This window comes from Rheinheimera oceanensis, assembly GCF_018831085.1.
Taxonomy (GTDB): Bacteria; Pseudomonadota; Gammaproteobacteria; order Enterobacterales; family Alteromonadaceae; genus Alishewanella; species Alishewanella oceanensis.
Genome location: NZ_JAGPNM010000002.1, coordinates 605488 through 618696, shown reverse-complemented (window position 1 = coordinate 618696; position 13209 = coordinate 605488). Strand labels below are relative to the sequence as shown.

Genomic DNA, 13209 nt, shown 5'->3' with positions numbered 1-13209 from the left:
GCATAGGCAGTAGGGGTAGAGATGTTGCAGTGGTTAAGTCAGTGGTTTGAGCATCCGGCCGATCCTTTACTGCTTGCCGGCAGTTATGATCCCAGCCTGGTACTGCTGTCTTTTCTGATTGCAGTATTTTCTTCTGCTATTGCCATTCATATTACAGCCCAGGCCATCAGCGTTAAGAAAAAAAGCGTACGCTTGTTGATGCTGGGCAGCGGCAGTATTGCACTGGGCGGCGGTGTCTGGTCAATGCATTTTATCGGGATGCTGGCGTTTGCGTTGTGTACCGATGTCAGTTATCAGCCCGGTTTAACCTTTTTATCTATGTTACCCAGTATTGCGGCCTCCTGGGTGGCGCTTGATCTGATCAGTAAACAACAGCTGCGTAGCCTGCAACTGCTGAGCGGCGGCGTATTGGTGGGGGCCGGTATTGGTACCATGCACTATATGGGCATGGCCGCTATGCAAATGTCGGTGGCATTGCGTTACGACTTGCCGATGTTTTTACTGTCTATTCTGGTGGCAGTGGTACTGGCCATCATTGCGCTGTGGGTTCGTTTTGGCCTGCGCCGTTTTAATCTGGCATCGCACTGGCTTACGTTGCTAAGCAGTGTGGTTATGGGGGCTGCAATAAGCGGCATGCATTATACCGGTATGGCGGCTGCCCGTTTTGTACCGCCGCCGGGTTTTACCGCGATAAACGACAACAATGATATTTCCTGGCAACTGGCACTGGCGGTAGCCTTTACTACACTGATGATCACAGGTTTGGTGGTGGCAGTGAATTTGTTGTTTAAATACCGCGAGCTAAATCTGCAGGTTAATGCCAAAGAATCTCTGGCCAAAGAAAATGAAGCCAAGTTCCGCTCGTTAATTAGCAATATTCCCGGTGCGGCTTACCGTTGTTTGCACAATGACAATTGGGACATGCTGTTTATCAGCGATGCCGTTGAATTGTTGTCCGGTTATCCGGCCAGCGATTTTATGCTGCCGTCGCCCAGACGCAGCTGGTCTGATTTAGTGCACCCGGCCGATAAAGCTACCACTACCCAACTGGACTTGTATCAGGGCAGTTTTACGCTGGAATACCGTATCCGCCATCAGGATGGCAGCTGGCGCTGGATTTTAGAGCATGGCGAAGCGATAAAATCAGACAGCGGCGATATTATCTGGTTAGACGGCTTTTTAATGGATATCAGCGCGCGTAAACAGATGGAACAAGAGCTGATGCTGGCCAAAGACACGGCAGAACAGGCCGCTGAAGCCCGTGCCGCTTTTTTAGCCAATATGAGCCATGAGATCCGCACACCCATGAATGCCATTATTGGCTTTAGCGATTTAATGTTGTCGGCAGATTTACCCCCGCAGCAACATAAGCACCTGCAAACCATCCACAGTGCGGCGCGCTCTTTATTGCACCTGCTAAATGATATTCTTGATAGTGCCAAGCTGGAAAAAGGCAAGCTGGAGCTTGAGTATACCGATTTTTCGTTACCTGCACTGCTGGATACTGTGGTATCTACCCTGTGGTTGCAGGCCCGCAAAAAACAGCTGCAGCTCACGCTGGAGCTGGACCCGGCAGCAGGCGAGTTCTACTACGGTGCGCCTGACCGGTTACGCCAGGTGCTGACTAACCTGCTGGGCAATGCGATTAAATTTACTGAACAGGGCAGTGTCAGGGTAAAAGTGCAGCTAACCGCACCGTCAGAGCTGACATTCAGCATTATTGATACCGGCATTGGTATTTCACCGCAGCGTTTGCCATACATTTTTGATGCTTTTACCCAGGCCGATGCTTCAATGAGCCGTCGCTTCGGTGGCACCGGGCTTGGCACCACGATCAGCAAACAGCTAGTTGAGCTGATGGGCGGCCAGATTAGTGTGCAAAGCACCGAAGGCGAGGGCAGCTGTTTTAGCTTTACTGTGCCGTTGCAACCCGGTGTGGCACAGGTGCAACACCATACCGACCACACGCTGGCTTTACCGGCGTTATCTGTGTTGATCACCGACGACATAGTTCAAAATCTGGAATTGCTGCAACTGATGCTGGAGCGCGCCGGGCATACTGTGGTGGCGGTGGCAGATGGTGAGCAAGCAGTAGCGGCGGTACAACAGCAGCATTTTGATGTGGTACTGATGGACATTCAGATGCCGGTAATGGATGGTTTAGAGGCATGCCGGTTGATCCGTCAGTGGGAAGTTGCACAGCAGCGTAAGCCATTGCCGGTTATTGCCTTAACCGCCAGCGTGTTGGACGAAGATAAAGTTGCCGCCAAAGAAGCCGGTATGCAGGGGTTTGCCAGTAAACCGGTTGATTTTACTGCACTAAGTAGTGAAATAGCGCGGGTGCTGCAACTTACTACCGGTACCGCGGCTGTTAGCGCAGCGGCAAAACCTGCGCCATTGCAACTGCTGAATATGACAAAGGCCATGCAACTGTGGGGCTCGGTAACACACTATCAGCCGCAGCTTGAGCAATTTTTGCAACAGCAACAGCCCATGCTGCTAAAAGCCGCCGGGTATCTGCAGGCGCAGCGCTTTGACGAGTTGCAAAAAGTGGCGCATGCCATTAAAGGCGTGAGTGGCAACCTGGCACTGGAACAGCTGAGTAAACTCTGTGCTGAGTTAGAACAGGCTGCCCGGCAGCAACAGCATGAGCGGGCAGATAAAACCTTACAACAGATTATGCAAAGCTGGCCGCAATATCAGGCGGCCTGCCAGCAATTGCAACAACAGGCCGGTAACGGCGCAGCTAAGCCACTGCAACAGTTAGACGATAATACCCTTGCCGCGTTGCTCACTACCCTGCAACAGGCACTGCAGCGTCATGAGCTGGATGATGAAGTACTAAAACAGCTGGAAAATTACAGCGGAACGCATGAGGCACAGGTCTTATTGTTGCTGGATGCAGTAAACGATTTTGACTTCAGCCATGCTTTAGTTGTGCTGGAGCAGTTGCAACAGCATATCAACACAGGACAACACTAATGGCTGATAAGCAAACCTTGCTGCTGGTAGATGACGAGCCAACCAACCTGCGGGTGCTGCGCACTATACTGCAGGACGACTACCGGCTGCTGTTTGGCAAAAGTGGTGAAGAAGCGCTGCAACTGGTACAGCAACAACAACCGGACCTGATTTTACTGGATGTAATGATGCCGGGCATGACCGGCTACGATGTATGCACCCGCTTAAAAGCCAGCCCGGCGACCCAGCGGCTGCCGGTTATTTTTGTTACCGCGCTAAAAGACGAAGTAGACGAAACCAAAGGCTTTGCAGTGGGGGCGGTAGATTACATTACCAAACCGGTGTCGCCTGCTGTGGTTAGGGCCAGAGTAAAAACTCATTTGTCGCTGGTACGGGCCGACGAGCTGAAACAAACCCGGCTGCAGGTTATTCAGCGGCTGGGCCGGGCGGCAGAATATAAAGACAACGAAACCGGTTTACACGTAATGCGTATGAGCCACTACGCTCAGGTATTGGCACTGGCTTACGGCTTATCTGCGCAGCAAGCGGAAGACTTGCTGCATGCTGCGCCAATGCATGATATTGGCAAAATAGGCATTGCCGACAGTATTTTGCTAAAACCCGGCAAGCTTACCGCAGAAGAGTATCAGCAAATGCAACAGCATCCGTTGATAGGGGCAGAAATTATCGGTGAATGTGATTCTGAGCTGCTGCGTATGGCCAAAGTGGTAGCGCTGTATCATCACGAAAAATGGGATGGCAGCGGTTATCCGCATGGCCTGGCGGGTGAGGCTATTCCGCTTGAAGCCCGTATTGTGGCGGTGTCGGATGTATTTGATGCCCTAACCAGTGCGCGGCCGTATAAACAAGCCTGGAGTATTGAAGAAACACTGCAGTATATGCGGACGCAAAAAGGCCGGCATTTTGAGCCCCGGCTGGTCGATCTGCTGGAGCAACACCTGCCAGACATTCTGGCTATCCGTCAACGCTGGGCCGAGTAGCCAGCTGCCTGCGGATTGCCGGAGCACTTCGCTGTCGTAAATCATTAATTTTACTGTAAGAAAACCATCATATAGCTGCTGTAGTGTAGCGGCGTTCCTGATGGCAGGATGCAGTGCCACGGTTTTTACCTGAGTTGCTGTGGCTCAGGAGCACTAGCCAATCCGATAATAACCGTGCGCGCCAGGCCAGGTTGCTGTTATAGCGGCCGGGTCGGCGATAGCTATTAGCAGTGGGTACACAGATGCAGTCCTCTTTTAAACACAACGACATCAGCAAATTACAACAAAAACCATTAAGCCGTGCAGTACAGCACATTTTAATTAGTGCTGCGCTGGTGGCTGCTGCACCAGTGCTGGCGCAAACTACAGACAACAGCGCAGAGCAAGCTGTTGAGGTGATTTCAGTTACCGGCAGTTATAGCCGCAGCCTGGAAAAAGCCGTAGATCTGAAAAAAACCAATATCGGTTTTTCTGATTCTATCGTCGCTACCGACGTAGCCGACTTTCCTGAGCAAAACCTGGCTGAAGCGCTACAGCGGATGCCGGGCGTTACCATAGAACGCAATAAAGGCCTGGGCAGTAAAATTAACGTACGCAGCCTGCCAAGTGAATTTACCCATGTGTCGATAAATAACCTGGCGACAGCATCAGGCAGTGGTGGCCGCGATGTGGAATTTGATATTTTTGCCTCAGAAATTATTCAAAGCGTTACGGTGCAAAAATCGCCAACGGCAGCAGATGAAGAAGGCGGTATTGCCGGTTCGGTAATGATCTCAACCGCGCGGCCCTTTGATTACAGCGAGCGCAAGCTGATTGTATCGGCAGAAGGTGCGCACAACTCTATTTCTGAAGAAATTGACCCTAAGTTTTCTTTTTTAGCCAGCGACACATTTGGTGACTGGGGCGCTTTGGTCTCGTTTTCTAAAGCTACCCGCACTAACAGGACCGACGCCAACTCCGGTATTAACTTCAGGCCAATGGGCCGTTTTCTGGAAGCAACCGGTGTACGCTCTGATCAGGCCGCTGCCGTGCTGGAACGTGATGCCGGTATAGTGGTAGCAGATCGCAGAGATAAAAACGAAACCAGCCGGATTATCTTTCAGGACAAAGTAGGCGACCGGCTATACCTGAATGATCAGGATAAATGGGGCGCTACTGCATCGCTGCAGTACAAACCAGGCAATGATTTCAGCCTGACCTTTGATGCGATGAAAGGCGGCTACGATGTAACAGAAGATGAATACGATGCGGCAGCTTATTCTGCCTCCAGCCGCAGTACGCTGGAAACCATTCACGATTACGACGACACCACCTTAGCGCAATACGGCATAGTAGTACTGACCGATGTGTCTTACACCGCTACGCAGCACGAGTTTTTAAGCAAACAGCGCATTAACGAAACCGATTACTCGCAGTACAGCCTGACGCTGGACTGGCAAACCAATGGTTGGGATATCAACGGCCTGATAGGTTACTCGGGGGCGAAAAAACAGCGGGATTACGCCAACCTGAAGCATGTGGCCTATGCACCGTCACGCACACGCTGGACAGCAAGCGGCGGTGAAACCATTGTTAGTGCTAACCCGGCCAGTATTGATATGTACAACTCGCCGCAAAGCTACTTGTTTGAGGCATACGAAACCGAGCTGGAACGGGTGACTGACGATAAATATGCCGCCCAGCTCGACTTTAAAAAAGTGCTGGATCTGACATTTATGCCAGCTCTGAGCAGTGTACAGTTTGGTGTGCGTTACACTGATAAATCAAAAGAGCGTCAGTTTGGCAGTGCTAAAATTCAGGGCCCGGCTGCCGGTGATGCATCCTGGGTAAATACCCGTACTCTGGCCGACAGCGAATTGCAGTGGGTAACGGATATAGTGCCAGGCGGTGCGTACAAAGCTAAAGATCTGAACTGGATGCAGGTAGCTAACGACTACGCCCGCAGCACCTTCCGCTACGCCGGTTTTAGCACGCCGTTTAACGAGGGCGACTACTACCGCGTAGATGAAGAAGTTATCAGCCTGTATGGTATGGCAAACCTGGACTTTGAGCTGGCCGGCCTGCCGGTAACTCTGAATGCCGGTGTACGGGCGGTAGATACCTCGGTATTGTCTTTTGGTTACCACCAGGTGCAAAACGAAGATGGCTCTAATGGTTACACCGATACGCCAATTTCGAAAAAAGGCAGTTATAACGACTTACTGCCCAGCCTGAATATGACAGTGGAGCTGGCAGACGGCGTATTACTGCGCGCTGCAGCCTCAGAAACCCTGATGCGCCCGGCGCTGGGCGATATAGCATACAAACGCTCGGTTAGTTGGAGTGAATTCCGCTTTAAAGACGGTAACCCGGATCTTAAACCCACCACGGCCAAACAATGGGAAGCCGGTGTGGAGTGGTATCTGGAAAGCGGTGGTATTCTGGCGGCGTCTTACTTCTGGAAAGAAATTGACGGTGTGGTGCGTGAAGCCCTGACCGGTGTGGTAGAAAACGTTGAAAAACGCAATGCCAACGGCACTTTAGATGGTTACTACGATTTTGATGTTTTCCAGCCGGTAAATGCTGAAGGCTCGTACAAGGTAACCGGGCTGGAGCTGATTGCCCAACTGCCGCTGAATGTGCTGCATCCGGCATTGGAAGGTTTTGGCATTAACAGCAACTACACCATGCTGGATAACTCGTTAACCGGCGCTTCGGATTTGGATATTCCCACCCCGCCGGAAGGCCTGGCTGATAAAACCTACAACTTTACGCTGTATTATGAGAATGACCGCTTCGATACCCGCATTTCTTATAACTACAAAGATAAATACGTAGAGTATATCCACCTGAATATGTACCCGGTATACCGTGATGCGTATGGCCAGATAGATATCGCTATTGGCTATAACCTTACCGACAATATCAAGCTGAGCTTAAAAGGTATTAATATTACCGACGAAGAAGCTACCGGTTATACGTTAAGCCCGTTGTTCCCGGTAATGAATGAGTTTTCCGGTCGCCGGATCAGTTTAGGTATCCGCGCGGATTTCTAAGCGCAATAAGCACCCCGGCGCTGTAGCTTTGCGGTTACAGCGTTGGCGGTACACTGTTTTAATCTATATAGCAGTGGGCAAAAGTATGCAGTTTAAGCATTTTCCCGGTTTTTTTCTGGCAACAGGTATCGTGCTGGGGATCAGCGCCTGCTCTGAGCAACCAGACCCAACACTAGCTTTAACATCAGTATCAACAGCATTACCAACAGCTGATTTAGCCGCCGGGCAACAGCTGCAAATCGCTTTTATGCCGGATATTCATTTCCACGATATTTACGCTAATTTCAGCGATGGCGCCTTTGCCGGTTTACCTAACAGCCTAAGCGGTAAACACGCCACTATCCGCAGCATGGCAGCCCAGCTTAAATCTACCCGGTTATTTAATGAAAACTACTTTGCTTTACTGGCCGCACTGGACGATGCCGCCGCGCGTGGCATTAAGCTGATAGCCCTGCCGGGCGATTTTAGCGACGATGGCCAGCCGCTGCATATTCGTGGCCTGGCGGCTATTTTGCAGCATTACAGCAACGCTTACGGCATGCAGTTTTTTGCCGCCCCCGGTAACCATGACCCGGTACGCCCCTTTAGCCGCCCGGCCGGTAAAAGTGATTATTTAGGGATTAATGGCTACGAGCAGCCCATCTACAGCCCCGGCAGTGCTGCGTGTTCCGGTAAATTACCCGCAGTACAACGCCACAGCAAACTCAGTACCATTTGCAGCGAAGAGGTAAAAGAGCTGGGCTATAAAGAGATTATGGCGCAGTTGGCGCCGTTTGGTTTTTACCCGCAGCCGGGTTATTTGTATTGGGAAACGCCGTACAGCAATTACAACGAAGGTAATTATCACTTCAGCCAGGCCAGTGAACAGGCTATATACACTCAGCGCCAGTATGAAATATGCCTGCAAGGTACCGGCGGGCGCTATAAGCAGCCAGGTTACAGCCAGTGCAGTATGGTGCCCGACAGCAGTTACCTGGTAGAGCCGGTAGAGGGGCTATGGTTGCTGGCAATAGATGCCAATGTCTATTTGCCGCAGGCCGGTGACAACGGTTATGCCGGGGCCGGCAACGCCGGTTATAACCGCATGTTCAGCCATAAAACCCAGGTAACAGACTGGATAACCCGGGTAGTACAGCGCGCTGAGCAAGCCGGTAAAACTCTGATTGCCTTTAGCCATTACCCGATGAGCGAGTTTTATAATGGCCAGTCGGATGCGATAGCCATGCAGTTTGGCGCCGATAGTTTTCAGCTGGCCCGCCGCCCGGCCGACAGTGTCAGTAATATGTTGGCCGCTACCGGTTTAAAGCTGCATATTGGCGGCCATATGCATATTAACGACACCGGCATCAGCCGTAGCCCCGATGGTAAAGTGCTGGTAAATGTACAGGCACCATCGCTGGCGGCTTATGTACCGGCCTATAAGCTGGTAACAATAAAACCGCAGCACAACGTTGAAGTGCAAACCGTGGTGCTGCACGATATTCCGCGTTATAACGAGCTGTTTGAACATTATCTGCAAGAGCATAACACTCTGGCGCAGCAGGGCGCACCGTTGTGGAATAAAGCGATTTTAACGGCAAATAATTACCGCGAATTTACCAACTGGCACCTTAGTGAATTAACCCGGCAGCGCTTTTTACCGCAAGACTGGCCCGCGCCACTGCGTGACAACCTGCTGGCATTAAATGGCTGGCAACTGCTGGTGTTATCACAACTGCAAAGCCCATTGCAGTTAACGCAGCTACTGGCAGAGTTAGTCACTTTGCAGCAAAGCCAGAACTGGCAGCAAGCGGCGACGGCTGCTGATGCTCTGGCAACAGAGGCTGGCCTGGTAGCAGAGGATTTTGCCAACTGGAATGGCTTTGATTTAGCGGTAGATTTTTACCGGCTGCGTAATGCCGGCAGCCTGGCGTTGCAGGATATCAGCCCACTGCGGCTGGCGCAGTATCAGCTGCTTACACGTTTACTGGCAGCGAAAGCTGAAGCTGAAACCGGCAGCAACAGCGACAGCTTTGCCCGGCAGTTTGGTGACTTGTTTCAGCTGCTACAGGCCTTTCGCCATGGTGACAGCGATATGCACTTTAGGCTGGATTTAAGCAATGGCAGTATCAGCGATTTAAGCCGGTAGCTAATCAGTACTTTATACAGTGCCGGCTATTCAACATACATTTCTTTACCCAGCGCTAATTTGTAGGCATCGGTTTTTGCAGCACAGCCGGCATACAACTGCTCAAGGAGTTGCATATCGGCGCGATTTTGCCGTTTAAGTGCTACAGCCTGTTCGGCCAGTGGCAGTAAATTCGGCGCTGGCTCTTCACCTTTAAGATAAAACAGCACTGCAGCTGCACTGGCATTAACGCCACCGGTGTCGTTTAGCGCCGTTACCAGGTTTTCACTGGCATCGCCGCATACTGTGCGTAGCACCGGCCAGGGGCTTTCTATTACATCTGCCAGCAGCGCGTCGGTAGTAAAGGTTTTACACCGTGCGGTAACTTCGGTGTTGATTTGCTGTTCGGCTTTGCCTTGCTGCCAGCCCTGATACGCCAATGTGATCAGTTTAGCGCCGGCACTGTCTGGCAAGCGGCCAAGCCGTTCTATAGTCATATTGAGCGGATGGCCCATTTCCAGCCAGTTTTGGGCACCGTAAACTGCCGCAGGGGCGTCGATGTCACATTGGTTAAATTGCGCTGTTGCCAATAGCGGCGTACATAGTAACGGCAGCAAATACAGGTTATGCAGGGCAAAACGGGCCATAGTATCTCCTTGTGTAATAACACTCTTATTTAATAACGCTGCTTTTTAGTGTTAGCTATAACGGCTGAACTGGCAATGTTCTTCCCACCGCTGCCGATTGCTCAGCCAGTTCAAGCAACTGCATTACGCTACAGGCCTGCTGTGGCGGTACCGGGTTTGCGCCTTTGCCATTTATAGCCGCAACAATGGCGGCGTAATAGTGCTGATAACAACCTACTGCTGTGCTGTAGGGGGTAACGTGATCTGCCTGATACAGTAAGCCGGGTTTGGGGTCGATGCCCCAGCCGGTATCAGCAGGGGTTAAACCTTGCTTTAGCTGCTCTTCCTGTATATCCAGGCCAAACTTTTGCCAGCTGCCATGTTGGGCCTGCAAGGTAAAGCGTGGGGCAGGTGCAGCGGCCAGCATAGAGGCACCCAGAGTTACGCTAAAGTGGCCGTAATCCAGTAACACCGAGAACCAGTCGGTAGCGGTGGCTTCTGGCCGTAGCATTTTTAAGCTGGCAGTAATGCTGTGTGGCAGGCCAAATAACACCAGGCTTTGGTCCAGCAGGTGTGGGCCTAAGTCGAACCATAAACCGGCGCCAGGCCCGGCCTGTTCACGCCAGCGCTGGCGTACCTGCGGCCGGAAACGGTCAAAGCGTGACTCTAAATGCGCTACCTGGCCCAGCTGAGCGCTATTTAGCAGGTGCTGCAGGCTGAGAAAATCGGCATCAAAACGGCGGTTATGAAATACCGACAGCAGCAATTTTTGCTCTGTAGCCAGCGCCGTTAAAGCTTTGGCTTCTTTAAAGGTAAGCGCAAAGGGTTTGTCTACCACGACATGCTTACCGGCGCGCAGTGCCAGTTCGGCCAGTGGGGCGTGGCTGTCGTTCGGGCTGGCAATAACCACCAGATCAATTTCTGCCAGTTGCACGGCGGCGGTGTAATCGGCCAGTACCGTAATATCAATCCCCAGCTCTTGCCGAACCTGTGCCGCCTGCGATGACGCGACATGCGTTAGCTTAAGGCCCGGTGTTGCCCGTAGCAGCGGGGCATGAAAGGTTTTACCGGCATAACCATAACCTACCAGCAGGGTGCGCAGTTCTGAAGCCATTGGCATTTGCTCTCACACTTAAATACTAAGCCGGTTACTTTGCGAAAATAACTGCCGCAGTGCAACTTAAATCAAAAGCGCAACTGAAAATCAGGGCAACTGGAATGACAAAGCTGGCTTTACCGGATTATATGATTTATATATACTTCGTATATTAAGCCTTAGTAGCGGAGTATCACTTTGGGTATTGTTAAAATTGCAGATGAACTGCATGAAGAAATTCGTAAAGCCAGCGGCGCTATGTCGCGCTCTATTAATGCACAGGCCGAATTCTGGTTGAAAATGGGCATGCTGGCCGAGCTGCACCCAACGCACAATTATCAGCAATTAGTGCAGATGTTGCTGCAGCAGGCAGAGTTTAAGCTGGCAGGAGAGACAGATGAGCGGCGTTCAGCTTAAAACTGCCGCCGAGCTGGCGCTGCAACGTGAAGCCGGCCGCTTACTGACCAGAGTATTTGCTATGCTGGACAACAACATCGTAGCGGGTATGTCTACTCTGCAGATCAATGATTTAGCCGAGCGCTATATAGTTGATGAATTACAGGCGCGCCCGGCCAGCAAAGGCCAGTATGGTTTTGCTTATGTGCTTAATACCTCGGTTAACGATGTGGTATGTCATGGCGTGCCATCAGCTACACAGGTGCTGAAAGACGGTGATATTGTTAATGTGGACATTACGCTGGAAAAACACGGCTTTATTGCCGACTCCAGCAAAATGTACGGCATTGGCGGGCTGAGTTTTCCGGCGCGCCAGTTAATAGATGACTGTTACAGCGCGCTATGGCTAGGTATTAAGGCGGTAAAACCCGGTGCCCGTTTAGGCGATATCGGCTTTGCTATTGAGCAGTTTGCCCGCAGCAAAGGCTATAGCGTGGTGCGCGAATATTGCGGCCATGGCATTGGCCGTGAAATGCACGAAGCACCGCAGGTGCTGCATTATGGTGCCGCCGGAACCGGTATGCAGTTAAAGCCCGGTATGGTATTCACCATAGAGCCCATGCTGAATCAGGGCAGTGCTAAAGTAAAAACCAAAAAAGATGGCTGGACAGTAGTAACCCGCGATAAAAAATTATCGGCACAGTGGGAGCACACTATTGCTGTAACTGAGAGCGGGGTAGAAGTATTAACGTTGCGGCCGGAAGAACAAGCGCAGTTGTGTTAATAAACATAAACAAAACAGCAAATTTGAGCATTTCATCAAACGGGTACTAATGTTAGCCTGTAAGCACTTGCTCTGACTTAGCGGACTTTTTATGCGTTTTTCAGCTTTTGCACTGTGTTTACTTATTGCCCCGGCGCTGGCAGCTAACACGCCCTGGCCGGTACAGCCGGTATTAATGTTAAAGCCTCAGATGCAACAGGTAGTGGCTGCAGATGCAATGCTGGAACAACTGGCCGAAGGCTTTCGCTGGGCAGAAGGGCCGGTAGCCGAACCGGAAACCGGCGATATTCTGTTTTCTGATGTGCCCGAAAATACCGTTTACCGCTGGAATAAAACACAGGGCTTAACGGTGTATTTGCAGCCATCCGGTTACACTGGCCTGTACCCGGACAATAACTTACAGGAAGGTGCCAACGGCCTGATTTTTAATGCTGATAACCAGTTAGTGCTGGCGCAGCATGGCGACCGGCGCCTGGCAGTATTGCAGGACGCCTCCGGTAAATTACCGCGTTATCAGACCCTGGTGAGCCATTATCAGGGCAAATTGCTTAATAGCCCGAATGATCTGGTGCAGCATAGCAGCGGTGCTTATTACTTTACTGATCCGCCTTATGGCTTAAAAGGCGGTGATGATTCAGCGCAAAAACAGCAAAGCGTAAATGGCGTATACCGGCTGGCCGCAGATGGCCAGATCACGCTGTTAGCTGATAATTTAACGCGGCCTAATGGCCTGGTGTTTTCTCCGGACGGGCAATGGCTGTATGTTGCCAATTCTGATCCGGCAGCGGCACAGTGGTGGCGTTATGCCGTTAACGACGATGGCAGTTTGGCCACTGGCGAGCTGTTTTTTGATGCCACTGCAGCCACTAAAACTGCCAGCGGCCTGCCCGATGGCTTAAAAGTGCTGCCATCAGGCGTATTGCTTGCCACCGGGCCGGGTGGTGTTTGGGTGTTATCGCCACAGGGCGAACATCTTGGCACAATACAAACCGGCGTAGCCGCGGCCAATGTGGCGTTAAGCCGTGACAACAGCTGGCTGTATATTACTGCCAGCAGTTATTTGCTCAGGGTTAGGCTGTTGAATTGAAGGGGGTATTTCTAAGTCTCTTAAACGCCTATCTCAAGATTTGTAATGGCTATCAAGGATGTGATTTTTATATTAAATGATGGCTGTAAATCTGTTCGATACACAGCCATAGTTTA

9 protein-coding genes are annotated in these 13209 nt (G+C 51.3%); 7 read left to right on the top strand and 2 right to left on the bottom strand.

The window, feature by feature from the left end:
• Positions 1-21: 21 nt before the first annotated feature.
• From J3B89_RS07415 to J3B89_RS07400, 4 genes are all read left to right on the top strand, one after another.
• Positions 22-2982 (top strand): MHYT domain-containing protein, encoded by a 2961-nt coding sequence (locus tag J3B89_RS07415; RefSeq protein WP_215396877.1) that lies wholly within the window; start codon positions 22-24, stop codon positions 2980-2982.
• On the top strand, positions 2982-3962 hold the full coding sequence (locus tag J3B89_RS07410; RefSeq protein ID WP_215396876.1) for a response regulator: 981 nt from the start codon (positions 2982-2984) through the stop codon (positions 3960-3962). Before J3B89_RS07415 ends, J3B89_RS07410 begins: the two co-directional genes overlap by 1 nt.
• A gap of 242 nt (positions 3963-4204) precedes the next feature.
• Positions 4205-6997 (top strand): TonB-dependent receptor, encoded by a 2793-nt coding sequence (locus J3B89_RS07405; protein WP_215396875.1) that lies wholly within the window; start codon positions 4205-4207, stop codon positions 6995-6997.
• 85 nt (positions 6998-7082) lie between these two features.
• Positions 7083-9125 carry a metallophosphoesterase gene (locus J3B89_RS07400; RefSeq protein ID WP_215396874.1) on the top strand — a complete coding sequence of 681 codons (2043 nt, stop codon included), beginning with the start codon at positions 7083-7085 and terminating at the stop codon, positions 9123-9125.
• Positions 9126-9151: 26 nt separating this feature from the next.
• Here the strand turns inward: J3B89_RS07400 and J3B89_RS07395 are convergent, their stop codons facing one another.
• Together J3B89_RS07395 and J3B89_RS07390 are read right to left on the bottom strand one after the other, a co-directional pair.
• Positions 9152-9751: a hypothetical protein gene (locus J3B89_RS07395; protein WP_215396873.1), complete on the bottom strand. Its 600-nt coding sequence runs from the start codon at positions 9749-9751 to the stop codon at positions 9152-9154.
• A gap of 55 nt (positions 9752-9806) precedes the next feature.
• Positions 9807-10844, bottom strand: a complete 1038-nt coding sequence (locus J3B89_RS07390; RefSeq protein WP_215396872.1) for an oxidoreductase — start codon at positions 10842-10844, stop codon at positions 9807-9809.
• 180 nt (positions 10845-11024) lie between these two features.
• Between J3B89_RS07390 and J3B89_RS07385 the strand changes: the two genes are divergently transcribed.
• The 3 genes from J3B89_RS07385 (at position 11025) to J3B89_RS07375 (ending at position 13093) form a co-directional block, all read left to right on the top strand.
• Positions 11025-11243 (top strand): ParD-like family protein, encoded by a 219-nt coding sequence (locus J3B89_RS07385; RefSeq protein WP_215396871.1) that lies wholly within the window; start codon positions 11025-11027, stop codon positions 11241-11243.
• The gene (gene map / locus J3B89_RS07380) at positions 11224-12006 is read left to right on the top strand and encodes a type I methionyl aminopeptidase (RefSeq protein ID WP_215396870.1); all 783 of its coding nucleotides are present in this window, start codon (positions 11224-11226) and stop codon (positions 12004-12006) included. The genes J3B89_RS07385 and map overlap by 20 nt, the downstream gene beginning before the upstream one ends.
• A 91-nt stretch (positions 12007-12097) precedes the next feature.
• Positions 12098-13093 carry an SMP-30/gluconolactonase/LRE family protein gene (locus J3B89_RS07375; RefSeq protein ID WP_215396869.1) on the top strand — a complete coding sequence of 332 codons (996 nt, stop codon included), beginning with the start codon at positions 12098-12100 and terminating at the stop codon, positions 13091-13093.
• The last annotated feature ends 116 nt before the right edge of the window (positions 13094-13209 follow it).